Genomic DNA, 24,203 nt, shown 5'->3' with positions numbered 1-24,203 from the left:
AGGCATGGCCATGCTCCGACAGGTGTCCGCAAGGCTCGTTCTCGCCCTGATGCTGATGACGCTGCCGGCATCGGCCTCGTCGTCGCCGCCGGCTGACTGCCCGCTCCAGCCCGACATCATCGCCCATGCCGATTTCCTGCTCGTCGATCCGAAAATCGAGCAGCGGTTCTGGCGCGACCGGGTCAGCACCGATGCCGGCTATCTGATGATCCGCTATGGCGGTCTCGACCAGCGCAGCGGCGACCAGGTCATCGAGATGCTGAGGCAGCGGCGGGTCCGGCCCGAGCGGATCGGCGATCTCCGGCTCGCCTTCGCCCCGCCGGACCGGCGGGTCGGCCTGATCGAGGACTTCCAGGAGGGGTCATCGGTGCCCCCGGGCGGCTTCTCGTTCTTCCGGGCGATGGTCATCGACGCGCGCGAGGACTGGCTGTTTGCCGATATGGCCCGCCGTGCCCGCACGCCCGGTGCCGACCAGCGCATGGTCGCGGCCTTCCAGATGCGGCTTGCTCGCTCGCTCTCCGATCTGGCCGACCGCGACAAGCTGGCCATTGCCCTCAAGGCCGAAGAACAGGGTCTGTGGACGCTCGCCCGCGAACTGCTGGCCCAACTCCCGGATCCCCGCGACTGGCTGGCGCTCGTCCGTCGCGCGCCCAATGCGCCGCGTGACCAGGCTGCGCTGACCCAATGGTTCACGCCGCTGTGGAGAGGCACGCATTCGTTCAGGCCGCGGTCCTTCGCGCCCGACGTGATGCCGCCTGAGCTTCAGGCAGTCGCGGATGCGATCGACCGCCAGCGTGGCCCCCATACGCCCGCTGTCGATGTCCTGATCGAACTCTATGGGCGCGCGCCTGCGACGCAGGTGCTGCTCACCGTGTTCAACCAGACCGGCAATATCCGCATCGGCTCGGAGATCGGCGTTCCGCTGCTCGGCGAGGTGCGCTCGGGCGACCTCGACCCGGCGCGCCATGCGGACCGCCTGCAGGCGCGCATTCTGCGAGGGCTCGTCCAGGTGCTCGGCAAGGTCGAGGCCGAGCGGCAGCTGACGTCGTTTTCGGCAACCGCCCTGATGCCCACCCACGAGCCGGCGCTGGCGCCCCTGGAGAGGGCGGCAGCGCGCGAGGCCCTCGCCGGCTTCGTCGCCGGGCGCACCGAACAGCCGCCGCCGCGACCGGAGGTCGTCTCCGCGACCTTCGACTGGGCCGGCTGGGTGCATGTGGCGCGGGCTATCCGGGGAAGCGAGCAGGTCCACGACAGCTACCGGGGCATCCAGGCGGACCTGCTGCATGCTGCGGGCCGGCATCAGGAGGCCGTCGACATGCTGCGGCAGGTCACGCCGGTGGACGATGCCCGCCGGCGCAGCCACCGGATGATGCTGTCGCTGGACGGCCAGTGCGCGGGGTTGCTGGCCGACACCCTGCTGCTTGGCGATCCGCTCTACCGGTTTCCGCCGCGCTGAGAGGTCAGCGCAGCGTCGGGCTCCAGGCCGGGTCGGAGGCGAAGCTCGGCGTCGGCACGACAACCTCCGAACGGGCAAAGATGTCGGCCTGGTAGAGGCGCGGCCCGCCGCCCTGGTCGCGGAAGAACATCACGAAAAGGCCGTTCGGGGCGAAGGTCGGACCCTCGTTGTGATAGCCGGAGGTGATGATGCGCTCGCCCGAGCCATCGGGCCGGATCACGCCGATGGAGAACTGTCCGCCGCCCTGGCGGGTGAAGGCGATGAGGTCGCCGCGCGGCGACCAGACCGGCGTGCCGTAGCGGCCCTGGCCGAAGGAGATGCGGTTCGCGCCGCCGCCGGCTGCGCCCATCAGATAGAGCTGCTGGCCGCCACCCCGGTCGCTCTCGAACACGATCTGCCGGCCGTCGGGCGAGTAGGACGGCGAGGTGTCGATGGCGGCGCCGTCGGTCAGGCGCACGGCGCTCTTGGAGCGCAGGTCGAGCGAATAGAGCGAGGAGCCGGCGCCCTGCTGCAGCGACAGGACGATGCGCTGGCCGTCGGGCGAGAAGCGCGGCGAGAAGGTCATGCCGGGGAAGTTGCCGACCTGCTCGCGCTGGCCGGTCTCGATATTGAGCAGGAAGACGCGCGGTTCCCCGCCCGTATAGGCCATGTATGTGATGTCCTGGCTCGACGGCGAGAAGCGGGGGGTCAGCACCAGGTCGCCGCCGCGGGTCAGGTAGCGAACGTTGGCGCCATCCTGGTCCATGATGGCCAGCCGCTTCTGCCGGCGCTCCTTCGGGCCGGTTTCGTCGACGAAGACGATGCGGGTGTCGAAATGACCCTTCTCGCCGGTCGCGCGCTCGAAGATCTGATCGGAGACGATATGGGCGATGCGCCGCCAGTTGGCCTCCTGGGCGGCGAATTGCTGGCCATGGAGTTGGGTGCCCTGGACAACGTCCCACAGGCGGAACTCGACGCGCGTGCGCCCGTCGGGTCCGCGCGCCGCGCGCCCGGTGACGACCGCTGCGGCCCCCGTCTGCTGGAACCGCTGGAAATTCGGCGCCCGGTCCGGATCGATCTGCTGGTCGGCATAGGCCTGCCGCTCGATGATGCGGAAGAAGCCGGAGCGGCGCAGGTTGTTCTCGATCACGCCGGAAATATTGGCGCCGAGCCCGCCATCGCCGGCAAAGGGCGGGATCGCGATCGGGAAGGGCTGGACCTGCCCGCGCCGGATGTCGATGACCGGCGGTGCGCCCTGGGCGAGCGCCCAGGGGCCATAGAGCGGCGTGCCGGCGATGGCGGCGCCTGCGGCAAGGATGGATCGGCGGGTCAGCATCGGGGTCATGATCGGTCTCTGGGCGGCGACAGACGGCGCTGGGTCCTGGCCCTCTCCAAGCAAGAGATAGGGCGCCAAGACTAGCGCATCATGTCCTTCGGGTCGAAATTGAGCACCACCTCACGCCAGGTGTCGTAGCGCTCGCGCGGCAGGCGTACGCCACCTTCCGCCGAGCAGCGCATCACCGCGCGCACGGCCGAATTGGCGAGAATCTGGAAGTTGGAATCGCCGCGCGGATTCTGCACCTCCGGCCGGCCGGTGACCGTGCCGTCGGGGTTGAAGGATACGCGCAGGCGCACGGCGGCCGCATTGCCCTCGCGGGCGGCGATCGGCACCTCCCAGCAGCGCTCGGCCCAGGCGCGGATGGCGTCGATCTCGCGGCCGGTGATGCGGGAGGCAGCGCCGGTGGCGGTGCCGAGCGAGGCTGTGCGGCTCGGGGCGGTGGCGCCGGTCGCCTCGGTCCGGCTGGCCTGACGGCGGTCGTTTTCCTGGTTCGGGTTCAGACGGGCGGCAATCGAGTTGGGGTCGAACTGGCGGGCATTGGCACGCTCCTGGCGCTGCCGTTCGGCGCGCTCGCGCGCCTCGCGCAGCCGGCGGTCGCGTTCGGCCCGCTCCCGCTCCTGCCGCTCGCGGGCCTCGCGCAATTCGCGATCGCGCTGCTCGCGCTGGCGCTGTTCGGCCTGGCGCTGCTCCTCGCGACGGCGCTGCTCTTCCTGGCGGCGCTGCTCGGCCTGACGCTGTTCCTCCTGCCGGCGCTGCTCGTCCTCGCGCCGCTGGCGTGCCTGGATCTCGGCCTCGCGGGCTGCTGGGTCCTCGCGCACCTCCTCGGTGGCGGCGGCCGGAACCGGCCGCGGCACCGGCTGCGGCGGGACCGGCATGGTGGGCGCCGGCGGCACGGCGGCAAGACGCGCCGGTGGCGGGGGTTCCTCGGCGACCTCGGGCGGACGCGGCGCCGGGGGAGGAGGAAGCTGGACGTTCTGGACGCGCTCGCGCGCCACAGGCAGGGTGGCCGGGTCGGGCGTCGGCCGCTCCTCGGCGGCCTGCCGGTCGACGACGCGCTGGGGCGTGGGGGTGCGCTCGCCGCGCAGGTCGCCGCGCACCGACTGGGCCGGCTCGTCGGAGACGATCTCGACCGGCACGGCCTCGCCCTCGTCGATCCGCTGGGGCGACGTCAGGAAGCCGACCAGACCCGCGACCACGAGCAGCACATGGCCCGCGACCGAGATTCCGTACCCGACTTTCTCTGGATGCAGCGCCAAGAAGAGACCCCGCGAAACCCTGGACTAGCGCGACGCGCGTTCGGTGGCGACAAGCGCCACCTTGGTGAAGCCGCCGTTCTTGATCTGCGAGAGCACGTCCATGATCGCCTGATAGTTGGCGGCGGCATCCCCGCGCACGAAAATGCGCTCCTCGGTGCCGTTCTGAGCGCTTGCGCGGATGCGTTCGACGAGCTGGCCGTTCTCGACCCGGTTGTCGCCCACATAGATCTCGCCGTTCTGGCGGACTGAAACGGTGATTGGCGGGCGATCCTGCTGGACCGTGCGGGCGGACGCCTGCGGCAGGTCCAGCGGGACGGAGACGGTCATCAGCGGCGCGGCGATCATGAAGATCACCAGAAGGACCAGCATCACGTCCACGAAGGGCGTGATGTTGATCTCGTTCATGACGAAGGCGCGGCGGCGGCGGCGGCCGCTGCCGCCGCGTCCTGCACCGCCACCTGCGAGTTGGGCTCCCATGGCGCTGCCCCCTTACGCCGCGCGCTGATCGTAGCCGGCGGGCGAACCGCCCTGCTGGTCGATCTGGCGCGAAAGAATGGCGGCGAACTCGTCCGCGAAGCCCTCGAGGCGGCTGGCGATCTTGTTCACCTCGCCGGCCAGCTTGTTGTAGGCGATGGTTGCCGGAATGGCGGCAACAAGGCCGATGGCGGTGGCGAACAGCGCCTCGGCGATGCCGGGGGCGACCACGGCCAGCGAGGTGTTCTTCGACACGGCGATGGCCTGGAAGGCGGTCATGATGCCCCAGACAGTGCCGAACAGGCCGATGAAGGGCGCGGAGGAGGCGACGGTCGCCAGCACCATCAGCCGGGATTCCAGCCGCTCGATCTCGCGCTGGATGGTGACGTTCATCACCCGGTCGATGCGCTGCTGCAGGCCGGCGAACGAACGCACCGAGGTCTCGTGGCTGCGCTTCCACTCGCGCATGGCCGCGACGAACAGCGCCGCCATGGCGGTTGTCGGGCGCTGGGCCAGCGAGCGGTAAAGCTCCTCCAGGCTCTGGCCCGACCAGAAGACCTGTTCGAAGCGGTCCATCTGGCTGCGCGTACGGCGGTAGACGATCAGCTTCTCGACAATGATGGCCCAGACCCAGATGGAGGCGGCCACCAGACCGATCATCACACCCTTGACCACCCAGTGGGCGGCCCAGAACAGGCCCCAGAGCGACACGTCATGCGAGGCTGCGGCCGCGGCGGCCTGGGCGACTTCGGGGTTCATCGGCGACTATCCTTTTCGCAACAGGGCTGGCTGCGAGGCCGCACCCTGCACCCCCGGACCACGGATCGGACCTTCCTGAACGGATGGGCGCGTTTCCACCCCGGCGCACCCAGAACGTCCCCTAGAGAGGCGCGAAATGCCCCCGGAATATGTCGTGACCGTGGCGCGGCGCGTGCTTCCGCGTGGTGTCCTACCAAGCCATCGCCATGGTTAAGGCGAGGTTATTTTCTGCAATGCAGCATCGAGGGGACGCCCGTGCGCCCACATAGCCCGGCTGCCGGCGGGGGCGGGCGGCGCATCCCGGAGCGGATCAGCCGCGCAGGATGAGCACGAGCGCGCCGGCCACCGCGACGGCCAGCATGCCGATGCGCATGCAGCGGCGGTCGATATGGGCGATGACCCGCGGTGCCAGCACGTAGCCGACCACGATGCCCGGAACCAGGAGCCCCGCGCTGGCGAGGTCCGCCAGGCCGAACCGGCCGGCGAGCGCATGCATGGCCACCATCAGGCCATAGGCGATGATCCAGTAGAGGCCGAGGGTGGCCCGCACCCGGGCCGGGTCCTCGCCGGCGTAGACGATGCCGATCAGCGGGCCGTGGATGCCGGACATGCCGCCCATGAACCCGGAGACGAGGCTGGCGCCGAGGATGTCGCGGGGGATGGCCCTCAGCTTCAGCCCGACAAGCGCGAGCACCACCGCCAGAAGGATCATGGCGCCGAAGACGCGCGGCAGGTGGTGCGGGTCGATGGCCAGAAGGGCCGCAACCCCGGCTGCCGTGCCGAAGACGAGGCCGAGCGTGCCCCAGCCGATGCCGGGACGGTCGATCAGCGCGGTGCGGCCCCAGATCATGGCGGCCATGACCAGGAATGCCGACAGGATGGCCGGCGCCGGCACGAGGCTGGTGGAGACCAGCGCCAGCAGCGGGATCATCACCAGACCGAGCCCGAGGCCGAGCGCCATCTGCACGATGGTCGCCGCGGCCATGATGGCGGTGATGGCGAGAAGCTGGAGGGGGGAGAAGCCGAGGAGGGAGAAGCCGAGCAGAGAGAGGGTCGTCATGGGCCGTTGGCCTCTCGGCGGCCGGGCAGGGCGTTTCCGAGATACCCCACCCTTACCCTCCCCTCGCTTTCGGCGTCATTACCTGCCTCAGTCCGTCGGGGATGCGCACCGGCTTGCCATCGGCGAGGAAGGCGACCCGCACGGAGGCCTCCACCAGCACCTCCGCGCCGCGCGGCACGCGCTGGGCGAGGTTGAGGGTCGCGCCCTTCACGACGTCCGTGCGGGTCTCGACGGTCAGCACATCGTCGATGCGGGCGGGGCGCAGGAACTCTATGCCCATGGATCGCACGACGAAGAAGAAGCCGGCACCGGCCTCGTCCTTCGCCTGCTCGAACAGGTGCCCCTGGGCCACGCCGAGCAGGCGCAGGAAGTCGGTGCGTCCCCGCTCCATGAAGCGCAGGTAGCTCGCGTGATAGACGACGCCGGAAAAGTCCGTGTCCTCGTAATAGACGCGGACCGGGAGGAGATGGGTCTCGCCGTCGATGCGGCCGGCGAGATGCGCGTGCAGGCCGGCCTCATTCATCCGGCTCGTCCCGGAACATCTGGAACTGGGGTCCCTCCCGCTGCGGCTCGGCGAGCCCGAGGTGACGGAAGGCGTGCGAGGTGAGGAGGCGCCCGCGCGGCGTGCGCTGCAGGAGCCCCTGCTGGATCAGGAAGGGCTCGATGATCTCCTCGATCGCATCGCGCGGCTCGGAAAGCGCCGCCGCCATGGTCTCGATGCCGACCGGTCCGCCGCCATAGTTGAGCGCGATCGCCTTCAGATAGCGCCGGTCCATGGCGTCGAGGCCGGCACCATCCACCTCCAGCCGCGTCAGGGCCTCGTCGGCGATGGCGCGGGTGATCGTGTCGGACTCGCGATAAATGGCGAAGTCGCGGACGCGCCGCAGCAGCCGGCCGGCGATGCGCGGGGTGCCGCGTGCGCGTCGGGCGATCTCGTTGGCGCCGTCGGGCGTCATGCCGACGCCGAGCACGCGCGCACCGCGGGTGACGATCAGGTCCAGTTCCTCCACCGTATAGAAGGCGAGCCGGATCGGGATGCCGAAGCGGTCGCGCAGCGGCGTGGTCAGCAGGCCGGCGCGGGTGGTGGCGCCGACGAGGGTGAACTTCGCCAGATCGATCTTCACCGAGCGCGCCGCCGGCCCCTCGCCGATGATCAGGTCGAGTTGGAAGTCCTCCATGGCCGGATAGAGAATTTCCTCCACTGCCGGGTTCAGCCGGTGGATCTCGTCGATGAACAGGACGTCGCGCTCCTCGAGGTTGGTCAGCTGGGCGGCGAGGTCCCCGGCCTTGGCGATCACCGGGCCCGAGGTCGCGCGGAAGCCGACGCCGAGCTCCTTGGCGAGGATCTGCGCCAGCGTGGTCTTGCCGAGGCCGGGCGGGCCGACGAACAGCACATGATCGAGCGCCTCTCCGCGCGTGCGGGCGGCCGAAATGAAGACATCAAGATTGGCGCGCGCCTGCGCCTGACCGATGAACTCGGCCAGCCGCTGCGGCCGCAGATGCGTGTCGGCATCGTCGTCGCGGCGTTCGGCATCGAGAATGCGGCGGGGTTCGGTCATCAACGATTCGCTTGAGGCGTCAAATAATTGTATATACGATTCATGGCTGATGGACATCTGATACGACGAGAACAAACGGCAGAGAACCCTGGTAGAACGGGGTCTCGATTTCGCGGAAGCTGGTCTCGTTTTTCGGGGTGTTCACTTCGACGTCACTGATGATCGCATGGACTACGGCGAGCCGAGAATCGCGACTTTCGGCATTCTGGGCGGCCGGATGGTCACGCTGATCTGGACACCCCGTGGGGCCTCGCGCCGCATCATTTCGATGAGATATGCCAATGACCGGGAAAGAGCCCGCTTCCAAAAACATCTGGGTCGACGCTGACGACGCTCCCGAGTGGACCGACGAGGTGTTCGAGGCCGCTGATCTCTACCACGGCGAGACGCTGATCCGCCGCGGCCGGCCGCGCAAGCCCAAGCCGAAGGTGCCGGTGTCCATCCGCCTGTCGCCAGAGGTCGTCGATGCCTTCCGTGCAGACGGCCCCGGTTGGCAGACGCGGATCGACGAGGCACTCAAAGAGTGGCTGGCGAATAAGGTGGCGTGATGGTCTGACCTATTTCTTTGCGGGCCATAGCCGCTCTCTGCCAATCTGCCAGATGCGATTGAGGTCAAGTCCGACGCCGAACAAATTCGGCTTTAGGATGAGGGCATCTGACAAGCCAGAGTCTGCCCTTTTAACTTCACGCACAATCTCGAAACTACCCAAGGGGGTCTTTGTTTGAATCGACCGTTTGATGCGCTCGAACATCTGAGCGACATCAGTTTCAGTTTTACAATGCTCGGCGAGCGGGATCAGCAAGAACCGCTCTGGCTTTGCATTGACTCGATGGCGGCCACTTAGGCCACCGTCGTTGGCTTCCGCCAAGAGGCGCGGATCACAATCGGTGATCATGATTGCAGGCAGCAATTCATTCGCGTCCTCTCCGTTGACGCGATGCCAACTGAGCACTTCGTTTGCGAATTCCGTTCGATTTAGCCCGGCAATAACGAGCGTCCGGTTCCCTGCAGCAAACTCTGCGATCTGATCAAAATTATTGTACATCGCGCGGGTTAGAGGTTCGTCCCAGCCATAGTCCAAGAAATAGATAAAATAGTCCCGGTCGGTCGTTACAGGCAAACGCGAAATTGTGGATATCTTAAGTCCCAACGCAGCCTCCCCTAGCTCGACAATTCCTTCAGCCCCATACGGATGAGCGTCTGGGTATTGGCCTCCTCGCCCGCCTTTTTCGCAGCGGCGGCGATGGCGGCGGCGGCCTGCGGCTGGCCATAGCCGAGATTGACGAGCGCCGAGATGGCGTCGGCAACCGGGCCGGCAGCCCGCTTCTCGTCGAGGTCGCCGGCCAGCTTTGCCAGTGCCGGGTCGATATCGGTGAAGCCAGGCGCCTTGTCCTTCAGTTCGGTGATGATGCGCTCGGCAACCTTCGGCCCGACACCGTTGGCGCGGCCGATCGCCGCCTTGTCGCGCATGGCGATGGCATTGGCGAGGTCGGAGGCCTTCAGCGCCGAGAGCACGGAAAGCGCCACCTTGGCGCCGACCCCCTGCACGGCCAGCAGCAGCCGGAACCACTCGCGCTCAAGGTCGTTGGCGAAGCCATAGAGGCGGATCATGTCCTCCCGCACCATGGTCTCGATGGACAGGACAGCCGCCTCGCCGGCTGCCGGCAGCGCCTGCAGGGTGCGCGAGGAACAATGCACGACGTAGCCGACGCCGTGGACGTCGACGATCACCCAGTCCGGGCCGTAGCTGTCGATGGTGCCCTTGAGCTTGCCGATCATCGGTCTGAACCCTCAATCGTCATGCCCGGCGTCGTGCCGGGCATTCACGACCTGAACCCCGCGCCCTTCGCAATCGTGGCGACCCGGCACGAGGCCGGGCATGACGAAACGGGGCACGTCGATGCGTCATATAGCGGATTCGCGCGGCGTCGGGCCTTTCGCGCTGCATCGGCGGCGAGCCTCGAAGGACGCACCTCGCTGATTCAGGGCGCGCCTCCCGCGCCCCTACGCGTCGTCCATAAACCCCTGCAGCTTCTCGACCGCGTGGTTCTCGCCCACCGACATGGCGAGAATGCGCGAGATGTAGACGCGCGGCAGGCCGGTCTCCTGCGCCCAGGCGTTCATCTGCGCCTGCACCTTCCTCATGTCGGCCTTCGAGGTGGGTTCGGCGGCCACGTCCAGTCCGGCATCGCGCATCGCCGCCACCATGTCGTTCGAGGTGACGAAGCCGTCATAACCGACGAAGCGCAGGAAATACTGGCCTGTCTTGCCGCCGAGCCGGGACCCGCGCTTGCCGAGCAGATCAAGCAGGCCGATCTGGTCGTCGGCGGGCCATTGGCTCAGGAACCTGCCGAAGGAGCCGTGCTCCTTCGCCACATCCGCGACGAAGGCCGCATTGTCCCGCACCGATCGGATCTTCTGCGGATTGCGGACGATGCGGCTGTCGCGGGCGAGGTCGTGCCAGAATTCGTCCGGCTGGAACACAAGCGCCTGCGGCACGAAGCCGAGAAAGGCCGCCTCGAAGCCCGGCCACTTCTTCTCGATGACGCTCCAGACGAAGCCTGCGGAAAAGATGCGCTTCGCCATCTCCGACAGGATTCGGTCGTCGGAGATGTCGGCGAGGGCGGCCTGCGGCGGGACGGCCGGCAGCAGCGATGCCAGCGCCGCTTCGCCGCCCTTGCGCCGGGCTGCGCGCGCCCGGATGGCCTTGAAATCCGTCATGGTCGACCCTCCCTGGCCTGCATCCCACGGCAGAAGCCCTGCGGCGGCAAGAGCCCCTGGTGGGAGGCTGCCCGATGTCTGCCTTCGTCGCGAGCGCACCCCGCGGCCGGGCGGCATGCCCGGCCGGCCTTGCCGAAGCCTGCTCCAGGCGGCTAAGTCAGGTCCGGGACAGACGAAAGAGCGCCGCAATGGCGCCACAAGCGGGGCTCATGGCGTGACGCCAGTCATCTCAGCGGATCGGATCTGGCGCGACTTGCCCCTGTCTTTCGGCCTTTTCCGGCACATTCTTGCGTGCCTCGTGCTGGTCTGCGCGCTGGTTTCCGCAGGTGGCCAGCCGGCGCTCGCGGTCGATCCGGTGGCTGTCACTGCGCGCACGCCGGCGATCAATCTCGGCCGCGCCATCCAGTTCGTGCAAGGCGAGGCAGACCGCGTCAGCGTGCCGACCACGCCTGGCGCCGACGGCATTGTCCGCCGCATGGAGGTGCGCCAGACGCGCACCGATTCCAGCTCTGTCTGGGGCGTGTTCGCGCTGACCAATGCCACCGACGAGCAGGTGGACCGGCTGGTGGTCGTGCCGCATTACCGGCTGATCCGTTCCGGCCTGATCTGGCCCGATCTCGGCTCGCAGCGCATCGTCTCGCTCACCCCCAGCCAGGGCTTCCGGCCCGAACGCCAGTCGGCCGTCGATCAGGACGTGTTCCTGGTCACGCTCGATCCGGGGACCACGGTGACCTTCGTCGCCGAGCTGCGCGATTCGCGACTGCCGCAGATCACGCTCTGGCAGGTGGACGATTTCAAGGACCGCGAAAACTCCTTCACGCTCTATCGCGGCATCGTGCTGGGCATTTCGGGCCTTCTGGCGCTTTTCCTGACCATCCTGTTCGTGGTCAAGGGCTCGCTCATGTTCCCGGCGGCCGCGCTGCTCGCCTGGGCGGTGCTGGCCACGCTGGCGCTCGACTTCGGCTTCTGGACGCGGGTCGCCGATCTTGGCCCGGAGACGGTGCGGTTCTGGCGCGCGACGGCGGAGGCGATCCTTTCCGCCACGCTGATGATCTTCCTGTTCGCCTATCTCGACCTCAATCGCTGGCATGTGCGCTACACGCTCCTGACCGCCATCTGGCTGGCCTTTGCCGGCGGCCTTGTCACGGTTGCCTGGTTCGATCCCTCGATCGCCGCGGGCATTGCCCGGCTGGGCATCGGCATCGTGACCATTCTGGGCACGGTCATCCTCGTCTACCTGTCCTTCCTCCGCTACGACCGGGCGATCAACCTGGTGCCGACCTGGGCGCTGTTCATGATCTGGGGCGGGGCGGCCCTGCTCATGGTCACCGGCCGGCTCAACAACGAGATTGCAGCGCCCGCCCTGCTCGGGGCCCTCGTCCTGCTGGTCATGCTGATCGGGTTCACGGTGATGCAGCATGCCTTCGCCGGCGCAGGACTGGCGCGCGGCCTTGCCTCCGATTCCGAGCGCAAGGCGCTGGCGCTGACCGGCTCCGGCGACATCATCTTCGACTGGGATACCGGCTCGAACCGGATCTGGGTCAGCCCGGAGGCGGAACAGCAACTCGGCCTGAAGCGCGGCGCGCTCGAGGGTGCGGCCGTCCAGTTCATCGACGCCCTTCATCCCGGCGACCGCGACCGGCTTAGGGCGAGCCTCGACATGGTGGTCGAGCACCGGCGCGGCCGGCTGGTCGAGGAGTTCCGGATGCGCGCGGGCGACGGCCATTTCGTCTGGTTCGTCCTACGGGCGAGGCCGGTGGTCGGCTCGACCGGCGAGGTGGTTCGCCTGGTCGGCACGTTGTCCGACATCAGCGACTTCAAGACTGCCGAGGAACGGCTGCTGCACGACGCGGTCCACGACAATCTCACCGGCCTGCCGAACCGCGAATTGTTCCTCGACCGGCTGGAAGCTGCCTGCCTGGTCGCCCCCGGCGAAGACGGCCGGCGGCCGACCGTGCTCGTCTTCGACATCGACCGCTTCAAGCAGGTCAACGACTCCGTCGGCATCTCGGTCGGTGATTCGGTCCTGCTGACCGTGGCGCGACGCCTTGGCCGCCTGCTGAAGCCGCAGGACACGCTCGCCCGGCTGAACGGCGACCAGTTCGGCATCATCCTCGTGTCGGAACGGGCGCCGGAGCGCATCACCGCCTTCGCCGAGACCCTGCGGCGGACGATCCGGGCGCCGATTGCCTTCGGCGAGCGCGAGATCGTGCTCACGGGCTCGATCGGCATCGCGCTGGCCGACGGCGCGCAGCGGCCGCGCGAAGACCTGCTGCGCGACGCCGAGCTTGCCGCCTACCACGCCAAGCGACTGGGCGGCGACCGCATCGAGGTGTTCAAGCCGGCCCTGCGCGCGCACAAGAGCGACCGGCTGGCGCTGGAAAGCGACCTCAGGCGCGCGCTGGAACGCGGCGAGATCGCCATCGTCTATCAGCCCGTCGTCCGCCTTGCCGACCGCACGCTGGCCGGTTTCGAGGCGCTGGTGCGCTGGGACCATCCGCGGCTCGGCCGCCTGCCGCCGGGCGAGTTCATCGCCATCGCCGAGGAGACCGGCCTGATCGTCGACCTCGGCCTGTTCGTGATGGACCGGGCCGCGCGGCAACTGGCCAGTTGGCAGGCGATCATGCCGCTGGAGCCGCCGCTGTTCACGGCGGTCAATGTGTCGAGCCGGCAGGTGCTGCGCCACGACCTGCTGCAGGACATCAAGGGCGTGCTTGCCCGCTCGCCGGTTGCGCGCGGCTCGCTGAAGCTGGAACTGACCGAGAGCCTGGTGATGGAGAACCCGGAATATGCCGCGCAGATGCTGCAGCGCATCCGCGAACTCGGTGCCGGCCTGTCGCTGGACGATTTCGGAACCGGCTATTCCTCGCTCGCCTATCTGCAGCGCTTTCCGTTCGACACGATCAAGATCGACAAGAGCTTCGTGCGTGCCGACCAGCGCGGCGTGCGGCCTGTGCTGCTGCGCTCGATCATCGCGCTCGGCCACGATCTCGGCATGGAGGTGGTGGCGGAGGGCGCGGAGACCGATGCCGATGCGGTGGAGCTCTACCAGATGGGTGCGGAACTCGCGCAGGGCTTTGCCTTCGGCGAGCCGATGACCGCCGAGCAGGCAACCAAGCTGATCAAGGCAGCGGTCGCGCAGGCGGCGTAGCGGGGCTCGTCACACCGCGATCATCGGCATGATGCTTGCTGGGTTCGGGGGCGCAACTGCCCATCCCCATCGCTTTGCAAGCCGATCGCGCCGAGGCCTGATCATGCAAGAGTCCATGCATCACGCGGTGCATCGGTTTTCATCCCCCGATGCCTCCGCGATCGTCAGCGCCATCGACCGGGACGGCATCGCCGCTGTCGAGAACTTCGTCGATCCGGCCGATCTTGACGTGGCCCAGCAGTTCGTCCGGCAAAGCGTTGCGGCCAATGGCGGCAATTATCTGGACTTCAAGGGCTCCGGCCAGCTCGACGGCACGTTCCTGAAGTCGCTGCCGTCCGACCCGGGCTTTGTCGGCCTGTGCCATGGCATCTACGAGAAGAGCATCGGGGCGCCGGCGCCCGATACCGGCTTCTATCAGGTCCTGCGCTGCCTATCGGGCAGCCTCGCCCGGTCCAACTCCCTGAATTTCCACTACGATTCCTACGTGCTGACGGCACTGATCCCGATCATCATGCCGGACCGGGGCAAGCGCGGTGACCTGCTGATCATCCCCAATGTCCGGCGTGTCAGGTCGTCCTATGCCGGCAACATGATCGACAAGATCCTGCTCGACAATCCGCTGTCCCAGGGCGTGCTGCGCGGCCTCTATGCGCGCAAGTCCGGCCTCATCCGCCATGTCCGGCTGGTTCCGGGAACGCTCTATCTGTTCTACGGCTACCGGACGATCCATACCAACGAGACCTGCGACCCGGAAGCCATCCGTTCCACGGCGCTGTTCCACTTTGCCGACCCGCATGCCGAAAGCGGGCTGAAGACCTTGCTGCGCCGGCACTGAGGTCCCGCATGCCGGGGGCAGCACCCGTTCGGCAACGGGGATGGCCAGACAGGCGCACCGCGGCGATCATGGGGGGTCGCGACCCGCTCAGGATCTGTCCCATGATGCCCCGCAAGCTTGGCCGTTCCGGCCTGAAAGTCTCGCCGATCTGCCTCGGCACCATGATGTTCGGCGGGCCGACGGACGAAAAGGAATCGGCCCGCATCATCGCCCGCGCCAAGGAGGCCGGCGTCAATTTCATCGACACGGCCGATGTCTACACCGAGGGCCGTTCCGAGGAGATCACCGGCCGCGCCATCCGGGCCGACCGCGCGCACTGGGTGCTGGCCACCAAGCTCGCCAACCCGACCGGGCCCGGGCCGAACGACCGCGGCCTGTCGCGGCTCTACATGTTCCGCGCGGCGGAGGCCTCTCTGAAGCGGCTGGGCACCGATGTCATCGACATTCTCTACCTCCACAAGGAGGACCACACGACGCCGCTGGACGAGACCGTGCGCGCGCTCGGCGACCTCATCCGCCAGGGCAAGATCCGCCATTACGGCGTTTCCAACCACCGTTCGTGGCGCATTGCCGAGATCTGCAATCTCGCCGACCGCATGGGCATCGACCGGCCGGTGGTCAGCCAGCCCTACTACAACGCCATGAACCGCATGCCCGAGGTGGAGCACCTGCCGGCCTGCGGCTTTTACGGTCTCGGCGTCGTGCCCTATTCGCCGCTGGCGCGCGGCATCCTGTCGGGCAAATACGACCCCAAGGCGCCGCCGCCGGAAGGCTCGCGCGCCGGCCGCGCCGATGCCCGCATGATGCAGACCGAGTGGCGCAAGGAATCGCTGGTCATCGCGCAGAAGCTCAAGGGCCATGCGGAGAAGCGCGGCATCACGCCGGGGCAGTTCGCCACTGCCTGGGTGCTGAACAATGCCTTCGTCACCGCGGCCATTGCGGGCCCGCGCACCATGGCGCAGCTGGAGGACTATCTGGGCGCGCCGGCCTATCGCTTCACGGGCGCCGACGAGGCGCTGGTCGACCGTCTCGTGCCGGCCGGCCATCCCTCGACGCCGGGCTATACCGACCCGGCCTATCCGCTGGAGGGGAGGGTGGCGAGGAGCGGGTGAGGCTCACTCCACGAAGGCCACGTCCATCGCCACCACCCGGTCGCGGCCGGCGCGCTTGGCCTGGTAGAGGCCGGCATCGGCCTCGGCGATCAGGCGGTCGAGCGTGTCGGTGCCGGTGCCGGTCACCGCTATGCCGATGCTGGCGGAGACCCTGACGGCCGTTCCCTGGAACGCCAGGCCGAGCCCGCTCAGGCGGACACGCAGGGCCTCGCCCATGCCGGCTGCGGTTTCAAGCCCGGTGTCGGGCAGCAGGCAGCCGAACTCCTCGCCACCCAGCCGAGCGCACATGTCGCCCGGCCGCAGGCTGTCGCGGATGGCATGGGCCACCGCGATAATCACGGCGTCGCCGGCGGCGTGGCCGAGGCTGTCGTTGATCGCCTTGAACCGGTCGATGTCGATGACGAGCATGGCGGCCGGACGGCCTCCCTGCGCGGCCGCCCGCACCAGTGGTTCGGCCTGCTCGAAGAAGGCCCGGCGGTTGGCGATGCCGGTCAGCATGTCGGTCTCGGCGACCAGGCGGTAGCGGTTGTCGGCGCGGCCCTTGGCGAGGGCGATCTGCAGGAAAGACAGCAGGACCGAATGGATGATCGCGCCGAACAGGGCAAAGGTCATGGTCGGGGAGGCCAGCGCGCTCGCACCGTCCGGGAAGGTCTGGGACAGGGCGACCGGCGTGCGGACAGCCATGAGCGCGCCGTAGAGGGTCAGCCAGATGATGGCCGGCTTGCGTGCGAACAGGTCCTCGTCCCTGAAGCGGTAGAGCGTCCAGGCCGTGGCGAGGCACCAGCCACCGGTGAGCGCGGCGCTGGCGGCCATGCGCATCGCGGGGCTCTGGAACAGCGGTAGCTGGACGACGACGAGCCAGACCAGCGGCGGCGCGAGGATGACCGCGACCGAGGCCGGACGCCCGCAGAAATGGCGCATGCCCGCCCAGTTCAGGGAATAGCCGAGCAGGATGGCGGCAAAGGCGATGTTCACCAGGGCGGGAACGGGCTCGCTCGCGATCAGACCGAGGATGAGGACGCCGGCCGCGGCGGCAAGGTTCGCCGCGCCCCAGTAGGGCAGGCTCGCCTCGTCCCGTCCCGGCCGCGCCGAGACGAGTTGAATCACGCCCGTGATGAGCAGCAGCGCGATGAGGGTCAGCAACAGGGTTCGGGGGTCGAGCATGCAGGCCTGGTGCGCGCCCCGGTCCGGCGACGGCCGAACCCCAGGCAGCGCTTGGATACCTACGATGCGCCAAGTCCGTTGAGGCCGGGTTAAGGTCTTCTGGCCGGGTTAAGGTCTTCGGGCCGCAACGAAAACGGGCCGGCGCGCGGCCGGCCCGTTCCCTGTCAGGCGCCATGCTTCAGGCGCCAGACCTCTCTCTGTAAGAATTACCAGATACGGCGGCAGACCCGCTCGCCCCACTGATTGATCCAGCAGCGAAGCCGCGGACCGGGACCCCAGCCAGGGCCGCCCCAGCCGCGCCGGCGCCAGCCGGGGCCACGACCGAAACCGCCGCCACCGCCGCGACCGAAACCGCCGCCACCGCCGCCACCGCGACCGAACCCACCGCCGCCGCCGCGACCGAACCCACCGCCGCCGCCGCCGCGGCCACCACCGCCGCCACCGCCACCGCGACCGAATCCACCGCCACCTCCGCCGCGACCACCGCCACCGCCGCCGCCGCCGCGACCACCGCCGCCACCGCCACCGCCGCGACCACCGCCGCCGCCACCGCCACCGCGACCACCGCCGCCGCCACGGCCCTGCATTTCAAGTGCGTCGCGCAGGTCGCCTGTCTCCCGCATGCCGGTCGGGGCAGGGGGCGCGGAAGAGGCGCGAGCAGGCGCCTGCATCAATGCGAAAGCGCTACCGGCCAAGGCCAGCAGAAATGTCCGGCGTTCCATGGGGCTTCTCCCTGTTAAAAGTTGTCGCTATCCCCGAGTAGCAGACTAGCACGGGTCCAGCGTTGATGCGTCTCAATTCGCAACGGTCTGAAAGATTTGGTTTACGAATGCGTCGCCGCGCCTTGTGCGATGCGAAACTCCTCAAGGGAAGGCGTCGGCGAGGTCAGCCGATCTCCCCGGTACCATTCCCCTGTATGAGGCAATGAAAATCCGGGCCCGGCGGAAGCCGGACCCGGATGTCATGCACAATCGGTCGTCAGTTTCGCCTTACCAGACGCGGCGACAGAACCTGCGGCCGAATCGGTCGCGCCAGCACCGAACGCGCGGGCGGCGCGGCGGCATGTAGCGGCGGCGTCCCCGATAGCGACGGCCGCGGTACCGCCGCCTGCGCTGCATTTCCTCCGGTCCCTCGGGCGTCAGCGCCTCGCGGATGTCATCAAGGCCCGTCGCCGGTGCCGGACCCGGACCGGCTGTCAGAGGGGCAGCAGCCTGAACAGAGCCCGTGCCGAACGTGGTGAGAGCAACGCCCGCTCCGGCGAGAGCCAGCAGGAATCCCCTGCGTTCAAATGTTTTCGTTTCCATCAATCAAGCTCCTGTGTGTTCGGCACCCCGGCCCGATGTGCAGCCTCGCAGGACAATGTGGCGAGGACCAAAAGCCGCGGGTGCGGTTCATCGCCCCACGCGCGATGCGCGGAGGAGGAACGCTTCCTGCGGCCATTCGTTCCCGGCAATTGGCAAGGCGATGCGATTGCGGCTAGGTGTCCGGCAAACGATCAGCCGGCCTCAATGGGCCGATCCGGAGCGCATCACGATGACCCAGACCCCCGAAACGCCGCCCGACCGCTTGTCCAACGATCCGCGCAGCCCCTTTTATGACGAGGCCGCGCTCGCCCGCGATGTCGGCATCCGCTTCAAGGGCGTCGAGAAGACCAATGTCGAGGAATATTGCGTTTCGGAGGGATGGGTCCGGGTGGCCGCCGGCCCGGCGCGCGACCGGCACGGCAATCCGGTCACGATCAAGCTGAAGGGCGCGGTCGAGCCCTATTTCCGGACCTGACGCCCTGTTCCGGTGGCTCCGTCCTGCCGGTCGCTCGGTGACACCCCCGACTTGACCGCAGTTCCGCGCGGGAAGACGCTTCTTGGCCGGGCTGCGCGGGGATGCGCCCGCGCTGGAGGGCTTCGGGCATGATGGTGGCGATCTTCGCAACGATGGCCCTTGCCATCCTGCTCGGCCAGTTCGGCCCCCGCTGGCTGGCGCTGTCCAGTCTCGGCCTGTGCCTCGGGCTGTTCGTCTGGCTGTTCCTGTTCGAGATCTACAGCCCCGACTATGGCTTCAGGATGCCGTGGCTGCAGACGGACCTGCGGCCGCCGCTGCCGGCTTCGGGAGCCTGAGCCATGGCCATTGCCGCCTTGCCTGCCGACCCTGCAGAAAGCCGCAATGCCCGACTGATCTGCGGGCTGAACCATGCCTTCGCCCTTCTGATGCTCGTCGGCATTGCCGTCGTGCTCACCGCCGCGATGGTCATGCAATATGTATTCGGCGAGCTTCCCTGCCCGCTGTGTCTGCTGCAGCGGGTGGCGCTGTTCGGCATCGGCTTTGCGCTCGCGCAGAACTTTCGAAATGGCTTTTCGCACCGGAACACCGGAATCGGGCTCACCTTCGCGCTGCTGCTGCTGATCGTCTCGGTGCGCCAGACCCTGCTCGATATCGTGCCGCGACCGGGGCACAGCTATGTCGGCTCGACCCTGTTCGGCCTGCACATGCCGGTCTGGTCGGTGATCATCGCCACCCTGATCATTGCCGGCTATGCCGCCGCCATGACGCTGTTCGGGGGCGAGCGGCAGCTTGCCCGGCACGGCATCGCCAGCTTCCCGGTGATCGGACGGCTTGCCGACGTGGCCAGCGCCTATCTGATCGTCATCTGCCTGGTCAATCTCGGCTCGGTCGTCGTCCAGTGCGGGTTCGGGGAGTGTCACACCATGGGATACAAGCTGATCCAGAGCGGCTGGGGCGGTCTCTGGGCGAGATGACCGCCCGTCGACATGATGGTCAGGCCGCGATCATGTAGCGGTCCCAGTATCCGGCCGCCGGTTCGCACTGCTCGACCACGTCCACCCACAGGCCCGACGGGTCGAAGAAGCCGAAGCGGACCTGGCCGAAGGGCTCGCGTGTCAGCGGCAATGTGATGGGCAGCCCGCGCCCCACCGCTTCGGCATGGGCGGCGGCGGCATCCACAACCTGCAGCTCGAAGCACAGGCCCTTGCCGGAAAAGGCGTCCGGTCCCGGAGGGGCGGAGGGGTGATCGGGGGTCATGAAGGCGATGGTCGCGGTCTGGTCATCCGCGGCGAGAAGCGTGAACCATGTGCTGTCGAACAGGACCTCGAAGCCGAGATGGTGGACCCAGAAGGCACGGCAGGCGTCCTTCTGCGCAGTCACGACGATCGGGTAGCGGTCGAGGAAGCGCATGGCGCATCTCCAGGTTTGACGCGGGCAGGCGGGAGCGATAAAATAAACAGACAGTCGGTTTATATAAACAGACAGTCTGTCTGTCAATGAGGTCGGGATGGCGAAGAACGTGGACCGGTCGGCGGCAACGCGCGGGCGCCTGCTCACTGTGGCGCGGGCGCAGTTTGCCCGCGACGGCTTTGCCGGCACGGCCACCGAAGCCATCCTCGGCGAAGCCGGTGTGAAGCGTGGCGCGCTCTATCACCACTTTCGCGACAAGGCGGACCTGTTCGAGGCGGTCTGCCGGGAGATTGCCGCGGAGGCCGTGGAGGCCATCCGCGCGGCTGCGGCCGACGGGATGACGGCTTTCGACCAACTCGCGGCCGGCTCGCTCGCCTGGTTCGATGCCATGATGCGTCCCGATGCGCGCCGCATCCTGGTCATCGACGCACCGGCGGTGCTCGGCTTCGAACGCTGGCATGCCATCGACCGGGAGAATGGGTTCAGGCTTCTGCTGGATGGCGTGCGGGCAGCCCATGGCGAGGGGGCCCTGCGCTTCGACGGTCCGGCCGATGCGCTGGCAGTCCTGCTGAACGGGGCGATGAACGGGGCCGTCATCCATGCCGGAGCGGTGGAGGGTGCGGATGCCGCCGTGCTGCGGGCTGGCATCGTCGGTCTGCTGGCCGGTCTGAGGCCGGCGGAGGCATGACCGGGCCGATTGTCACGAAGCCTCACCAATTGTGAAGCCGGGGCGGCGACATGCGGGCGTGTTCGGCCTATATACGGGCGCTGCCGGGCCCGCCCCCGCGAATCACCGACGCATCGATCTTCCGCCGGACGAGACCTTCGCAATGCCCCGCAAGTATTTCGGCACAGACGGCATCCGCGGCCGCGCCAATGCTTTCCCCGTCACGCCCGAATTCGCGATGAAGATCGGCCAGGCCGCCGGCCTGGCCTTCCAGCGCGGAACGCACCGGCACCGGGTCATGATCGGCAAGGACACGCGCCTGTCCGGCTACATGATCGAGAACGCGCTGGTGGCCGGCTTCACATCGGTCGGCATGGACGTGCTGCTGGTCGGCCCGATGCCGACGCCGGCGGTGGCCATGCTCACCCGCTCGATGCGCGCCGACCTCGGCGTCATGATCTCGGCCTCCCACAATCCCTTCGACGACAACGGCATCAAGCTGTTCGCGCCCGATGGCTACAAGCTGTCCGACGAGGTGGAGCACACGATCGAGGCGCTGCTCGACGAGAACCTGACCAGCAGGCTCGCCGCCTCCCGCCTGCTCGGGCGGGCCAAGCGCATCGACGATGCCCAGGCGCGCTACATCGAGTTCGCCAAGCGCACGCTGCCACGCAACCTCGACCTGTCCGGCCTGAGGATCGTCATCGATTGCGCCAATGGCGCAGGCTACAAGGTCGCCCCCGCGGCGCTGTGGGAACTCGGCGCCGAGGTCATCACCATCGGTGACAAGCCCGATGGCTTCAACATCAACGACGCCTGCGGCTCGACCCATCCGGCCACGCTGATCGAGAAGGTGCGCGAGATGCGCGCCGATATCGGCATTGCGCTGGACGGCGATGCCGATCGCGTGCTGATCGTCGACGAAAAGGGCCAGATCATCGACGGTGACCAGTTGATGGCCGTGGTGGCCGAGTCGTGGATGGTGGACGGCCGCCTGTCGGCGCCCGGCATCGTGGCGACCGTGATGTCGAATCTGGGGCTCGAGCGGTTCCTGACGGGCCTCGGGCTCAATCTGGCCCGCACCCCGGTGGGCGATCGCTATGTGCTGGAGCACATGCGCGAGCATGGCTTCAACGTTGGCGGGGAGCAGTCCGGCCACATCATCCTGTCCGACTATTCAACCACCGGAGACGGTCTCGTCGCGGCCCTTCAGGTGCTGGCGGTGGTGCTGAAGATGGGCAAGCCCGTGTCCGAGGTCTGCCACCGTTTCGAGCCGCTGCCGCAGGTTCTGAAGAATGTCCGCTTCAAGGGCGGCAAGCCGCTGGAATCGTCCGCCGTCGTCACGGCCATCGACGATGCCAAGGCGAGGCTCGGCGCCCATGGCCGGCTGGTCATCCGCCCGTCGGGGACCGAGCCGGTCATCCGCGTCATGGCCGAGGGCGACGACCGCGACCTGGTCGAGACCGTGGTCGATCAGATCGTCGCGGCTGTGGCCAAGGCAGCGGCGTGAGGGCAGGGCGGCAGGCCCGCCCTTCACTGTCCCTTCACCACGCCTGTTAGGGTTAAGTGCCCTTTAAACAATCCCTGCGAGCATTGCGGCGTTGAACCTCGGATGCGCCGCCGACCGGCGCGTCCTCTTGCCGGGACCTCGCCATGCGCCGCCTTCAGTACCTTGCGTTCGCCGCAGCGACGCTCTTCCTTACGCCGGCCGTGCAGGCGGCCGACATGCCACCTGTTCTGCGCGCCTCCGCCCCCACCGTCGAGCCTGCCGCATCCGGTGGCTGGTATCTGCGCGGCGATATCGGCCTTGGAACCCAGCGGGCGCGGGACTGGCACTACAATCCGAACCCGCCGCTCGGCATCACGGACACGACCTACCAGCACTCGCTGTCCTCGACCATGTTCATCGGCGCCGGCATCGGCTACGCGTTCAATTCCTGGTTCCGTGTCGACGGCACGCTGGAATATCGCTCCGGCGGCCGGTTCATCGGCCGTGACGTCCTTTCGGGTCCCGGTGGCGCCTACGAGAACGTCCTGCACTCCAACATGTCGTCGGTGGTGGCCCTCCTCAACGGCTATATCGACCTTGGCACCTGGTGGGGCATCACGCCCTATGTCGGCGCGGGCGTCGGCTATGCCTGGAACCGGCTGTCCCCCACCTTCGACACCGGTGTCGTGGTGGGTGTCGGGGCCTCGTCCGGCATGATCAATGCCGGCACCATGGGCAATTTCGCCTGGGCGCTGATGGCCGGTCTCGCCTGGGACGTGACGCCCTCGACCAAGATCGAACTCGGCTACCGCTACATGCAGACGGGCCATTTCCGCTCCGGCGCGCCGTGCCCGCTCTGCACGACGGCCGTGGTCAACTACCAGGTCCGCAACGTCAACGCGCATGATCTGCGCATCGGCCTGCGCTATGCCTTCGGTGGCGGACCGGCCGCAGCCCCGATCGTCGCCCGCTACTGATCCAGCGCGCAATTTCCCGCAGCGGCGCGGACGCCCCGTCCGCGCCGTTTGCATGTCCGGCGGCTGCCTGCAGGTTAAGCGTTAACCTTAAATCCCCCTTAACCGCAGCAGCCGACACTGCCTCGGCAGATCCGGCCCGGGCCCATGGGCCACCGTTCAGCGTTGCAGGGACCTTGCCATGACCCGCCCGACGAACCGCCGTGCCATCGCTGCGCTGACGGCGATCCTCAGCCTGGCGGCGACCATCACCCAGGCGGCCGATGTGCGCGGCGCTGCCCCGCCGCCGCTGGCGCCCCCGGTTCTCGCCGAGGACTTCTCCTCCGGCTGGTATCTGCGCGGCGATGTGACCGCCAGCCTCTTCCGCCGGCCGGCCGCCCGCTATCTCGACAGCGTGAACTTCGCGCCCGCCGAATGGGTGGATCTGCGCGACACGCGCGGCTCGACGGTGTTCGGCGGCGGCCTTGGCGCCGGCTTCAAGTACAAGTGGTTCCGGCTCGATGCGACGCTCGACCTGCGCTCGACCGCGCGGTTCTCCGGCTTTGCCCCGCCGGAAGGGAACTGGGGCTATGTCGGCCCGCTGCCGGTGCCCGCGCGCGAGGATCGCTTCGGCGTCACCGGCCAGACCGCGCTGCTCAATGTCTATGCCGACCTCGGCACCTTCTCCGGCGTCACGCCCTATATCGGTGCCGGCATCGGCATGTCGCGCCTCGCTGCGTCCAGCTATGTCTCGACGCCGGTTCCGGCAGCGGCCGGGCTCGGCGAACTGACCGTCACCCCCACCCTCGCCGCCACGGTGAAGTGGAACCTGACCTTTGCGGCCATGGCCGGCCTGACCGTCGACATCACGCCCCAGACGAAGCTCGATCTCGGCTATCGCTACCTGCACATGGGTGGCCTGCGCTTCGCCGACACGGGTGGCGGTGCCTACCGGACGACCGTTGCGGCGCACGAGTTCCGCATCGGCCTGCGCTACATGTTCGGCGACGGGCTCGGACCCGCCGGTCCGTAGGCGCTT

Annotated in this window: 26 protein-coding genes; 13 read left to right on the top strand and 13 right to left on the bottom strand. The window is 68.1% G+C overall.

The window, feature by feature from the left end:
- Window positions 1-10 precede the first annotated feature (10 nt).
- The gene (locus ACTIFS_RS12605; protein ID WP_439574454.1) at window positions 11-1,456 is read left to right on the top strand and encodes a hypothetical protein; all 1,446 of its coding nucleotides are present in this window, start codon (window positions 11-13) and stop codon (window positions 1,454-1,456) included.
- Window positions 1,457-1,460: 4 nt separating this feature from the next.
- Here the strand turns inward: ACTIFS_RS12605 and tolB are convergent, their stop codons facing one another.
- The 7 genes from tolB to ruvB all read right to left on the bottom strand — a co-directional run bounded on the left by tolB (window position 1,461) and on the right by ruvB (window position 7,882).
- Entirely contained in the window at window positions 1,461-2,780 is a 1,320-nt protein-coding gene (gene tolB / locus ACTIFS_RS12600) for a Tol-Pal system beta propeller repeat protein TolB (protein ID WP_439574453.1), read from the bottom strand.
- A gap of 71 nt (window positions 2,781-2,851) precedes the next feature.
- Complete coding sequence (tolA, locus tag ACTIFS_RS12595; RefSeq protein ID WP_439574452.1) at window positions 2,852-4,030, bottom strand: cell envelope integrity protein TolA; 1,179 nt, start codon at window positions 4,028-4,030, stop codon at window positions 2,852-2,854.
- Between the two features lie 24 nt (window positions 4,031-4,054).
- A complete protein-coding gene (gene tolR / locus ACTIFS_RS12590) occupies window positions 4,055-4,507 on the bottom strand; it encodes a protein TolR (RefSeq protein WP_439574451.1) in 453 nt (150 codons plus the stop codon).
- A gap of 12 nt (window positions 4,508-4,519) precedes the next feature.
- Window positions 4,520-5,263, bottom strand: coding sequence for a protein TolQ (gene tolQ, locus ACTIFS_RS12585; RefSeq protein WP_439574450.1), 744 nt, complete (start codon window positions 5,261-5,263; stop codon window positions 4,520-4,522).
- A gap of 310 nt (window positions 5,264-5,573) precedes the next feature.
- The gene (locus ACTIFS_RS12580; protein ID WP_439574449.1) at window positions 5,574-6,323 is read right to left on the bottom strand and encodes a sulfite exporter TauE/SafE family protein; all 750 of its coding nucleotides are present in this window, start codon (window positions 6,321-6,323) and stop codon (window positions 5,574-5,576) included.
- Between the two features lie 52 nt (window positions 6,324-6,375).
- On the bottom strand, window positions 6,376-6,846 hold the full coding sequence (ybgC, locus tag ACTIFS_RS12575) for a tol-pal system-associated acyl-CoA thioesterase (RefSeq protein WP_439574448.1): 471 nt from the start codon (window positions 6,844-6,846) through the stop codon (window positions 6,376-6,378).
- A complete protein-coding gene (gene ruvB, locus ACTIFS_RS12570; RefSeq protein ID WP_439574447.1) occupies window positions 6,839-7,882 on the bottom strand; it encodes a Holliday junction branch migration DNA helicase RuvB in 1,044 nt (347 codons plus the stop codon). Before ruvB ends, ybgC begins: the two co-directional genes overlap by 8 nt.
- Before the next feature lie 88 nt (window positions 7,883-7,970).
- Between ruvB and ACTIFS_RS12565 the strand changes: the two genes are divergently transcribed.
- Window positions 7,971-8,210 carry a BrnT family toxin gene (locus ACTIFS_RS12565; protein ID WP_439574619.1) on the top strand — a complete coding sequence of 80 codons (240 nt, stop codon included), beginning with the start codon at window positions 7,971-7,973 and terminating at the stop codon, window positions 8,208-8,210.
- The gene (locus tag ACTIFS_RS12560; protein ID WP_439574446.1) at window positions 8,164-8,430 is read left to right on the top strand and encodes a BrnA antitoxin family protein; all 267 of its coding nucleotides are present in this window, start codon (window positions 8,164-8,166) and stop codon (window positions 8,428-8,430) included. Before ACTIFS_RS12565 ends, ACTIFS_RS12560 begins: the two co-directional genes overlap by 47 nt.
- Before the next feature lie 9 nt (window positions 8,431-8,439).
- Here the strand turns inward: ACTIFS_RS12560 and ACTIFS_RS12555 are convergent, their stop codons facing one another.
- The 3 genes from ACTIFS_RS12555 to ACTIFS_RS12545 all read right to left on the bottom strand — a co-directional run bounded on the left by ACTIFS_RS12555 (window position 8,440) and on the right by ACTIFS_RS12545 (window position 10,604).
- Window positions 8,440-9,033, bottom strand: a complete 594-nt coding sequence (locus ACTIFS_RS12555; protein WP_439574445.1) for a hypothetical protein — start codon at window positions 9,031-9,033, stop codon at window positions 8,440-8,442.
- 11 nt (window positions 9,034-9,044) lie between these two features.
- Window positions 9,045-9,662, bottom strand: coding sequence for a Holliday junction branch migration protein RuvA (gene ruvA / locus ACTIFS_RS12550; protein WP_439574444.1), 618 nt, complete (start codon window positions 9,660-9,662; stop codon window positions 9,045-9,047).
- Window positions 9,663-9,887: 225 nt separating this feature from the next.
- Complete coding sequence (locus tag ACTIFS_RS12545; RefSeq protein ID WP_439574443.1) at window positions 9,888-10,604, bottom strand: DNA-3-methyladenine glycosylase I; 717 nt, start codon at window positions 10,602-10,604, stop codon at window positions 9,888-9,890.
- Window positions 10,605-10,857: 253 nt separating this feature from the next.
- On the opposite strand from ACTIFS_RS12545, the gene ACTIFS_RS12540 reads away from it, so the two are divergent.
- The 3 genes from ACTIFS_RS12540 to ACTIFS_RS12530 all read left to right on the top strand — a co-directional run bounded on the left by ACTIFS_RS12540 (window position 10,858) and on the right by ACTIFS_RS12530 (window position 15,702).
- Window positions 10,858-13,755 (top strand): EAL domain-containing protein, encoded by a 2,898-nt coding sequence (locus ACTIFS_RS12540; protein ID WP_439574442.1) that lies wholly within the window; start codon window positions 10,858-10,860, stop codon window positions 13,753-13,755.
- Between the two features lie 103 nt (window positions 13,756-13,858).
- Window positions 13,859-14,590 carry a hypothetical protein gene (locus tag ACTIFS_RS12535; protein WP_439574441.1) on the top strand — a complete coding sequence of 244 codons (732 nt, stop codon included), beginning with the start codon at window positions 13,859-13,861 and terminating at the stop codon, window positions 14,588-14,590.
- A 101-nt stretch (window positions 14,591-14,691) separates the two neighbouring features.
- On the top strand, window positions 14,692-15,702 hold the full coding sequence (locus ACTIFS_RS12530) for an aldo/keto reductase (protein ID WP_439574440.1): 1,011 nt from the start codon (window positions 14,692-14,694) through the stop codon (window positions 15,700-15,702).
- A 3-nt stretch (window positions 15,703-15,705) separates the two neighbouring features.
- Here the strand turns inward: ACTIFS_RS12530 and ACTIFS_RS12525 are convergent, their stop codons facing one another.
- Window positions 15,706-16,866, bottom strand: a complete 1,161-nt coding sequence (locus tag ACTIFS_RS12525) for a diguanylate cyclase domain-containing protein (RefSeq protein ID WP_439574439.1) — start codon at window positions 16,864-16,866, stop codon at window positions 15,706-15,708.
- A gap of 178 nt (window positions 16,867-17,044) precedes the next feature.
- A complete protein-coding gene (locus ACTIFS_RS12520; protein WP_439574438.1) occupies window positions 17,045-17,458 on the bottom strand; it encodes a hypothetical protein in 414 nt (137 codons plus the stop codon).
- A 941-nt stretch (window positions 17,459-18,399) separates the two neighbouring features.
- Between ACTIFS_RS12520 and ACTIFS_RS12515 the strand changes: the two genes are divergently transcribed.
- The 3 genes from ACTIFS_RS12515 (at window position 18,400) to ACTIFS_RS12505 (ending at window position 19,619) form a co-directional block, all read left to right on the top strand.
- Window positions 18,400-18,645, top strand: coding sequence for a DUF3297 family protein (locus ACTIFS_RS12515; protein WP_439574437.1), 246 nt, complete (start codon window positions 18,400-18,402; stop codon window positions 18,643-18,645).
- 128 nt (window positions 18,646-18,773) lie between these two features.
- Window positions 18,774-18,980 (top strand): hypothetical protein, encoded by a 207-nt coding sequence (locus tag ACTIFS_RS12510; protein ID WP_439574436.1) that lies wholly within the window; start codon window positions 18,774-18,776, stop codon window positions 18,978-18,980.
- A gap of 3 nt (window positions 18,981-18,983) precedes the next feature.
- Window positions 18,984-19,619 carry a disulfide bond formation protein B gene (locus ACTIFS_RS12505; RefSeq protein ID WP_439574435.1) on the top strand — a complete coding sequence of 212 codons (636 nt, stop codon included), beginning with the start codon at window positions 18,984-18,986 and terminating at the stop codon, window positions 19,617-19,619.
- Between the two features lie 19 nt (window positions 19,620-19,638).
- Here ACTIFS_RS12505 and ACTIFS_RS12500 read toward each other — a convergent pair whose 3' ends face one another.
- On the bottom strand, window positions 19,639-20,055 hold the full coding sequence (locus ACTIFS_RS12500; protein ID WP_439574434.1) for a VOC family protein: 417 nt from the start codon (window positions 20,053-20,055) through the stop codon (window positions 19,639-19,641).
- Between the two features lie 97 nt (window positions 20,056-20,152).
- Between ACTIFS_RS12500 and ACTIFS_RS12495 the strand changes: the two genes are divergently transcribed.
- The 4 genes from ACTIFS_RS12495 (at window position 20,153) to ACTIFS_RS12480 (ending at window position 24,197) form a co-directional block, all read left to right on the top strand.
- Window positions 20,153-20,743: a TetR family transcriptional regulator gene (locus tag ACTIFS_RS12495; protein ID WP_439574433.1), complete on the top strand. Its 591-nt coding sequence runs from the start codon at window positions 20,153-20,155 to the stop codon at window positions 20,741-20,743.
- A 142-nt stretch (window positions 20,744-20,885) separates the two neighbouring features.
- Window positions 20,886-22,232 (top strand): phosphoglucosamine mutase, encoded by a 1,347-nt coding sequence (gene glmM, locus ACTIFS_RS12490; protein ID WP_439574432.1) that lies wholly within the window; start codon window positions 20,886-20,888, stop codon window positions 22,230-22,232.
- Between the two features lie 143 nt (window positions 22,233-22,375).
- Entirely contained in the window at window positions 22,376-23,188 is an 813-nt protein-coding gene (locus ACTIFS_RS12485) for an outer membrane protein (protein ID WP_439574431.1), read from the top strand.
- Window positions 23,189-23,366: 178 nt separating this feature from the next.
- The gene (locus tag ACTIFS_RS12480; protein WP_439574430.1) at window positions 23,367-24,197 is read left to right on the top strand and encodes an outer membrane protein; all 831 of its coding nucleotides are present in this window, start codon (window positions 23,367-23,369) and stop codon (window positions 24,195-24,197) included.
- Window positions 24,198-24,203 lie beyond the last annotated feature (6 nt).

The sequence above is a fragment of the Phreatobacter sp. genome (assembly GCF_051860605.1).
Lineage (GTDB): Bacteria > Pseudomonadota > Alphaproteobacteria > Rhizobiales > Phreatobacteraceae > Phreatobacter.
Note: the sequence above shows the minus strand (reverse complement) of the source record. Positions and strands in the feature narration are given on the sequence as shown.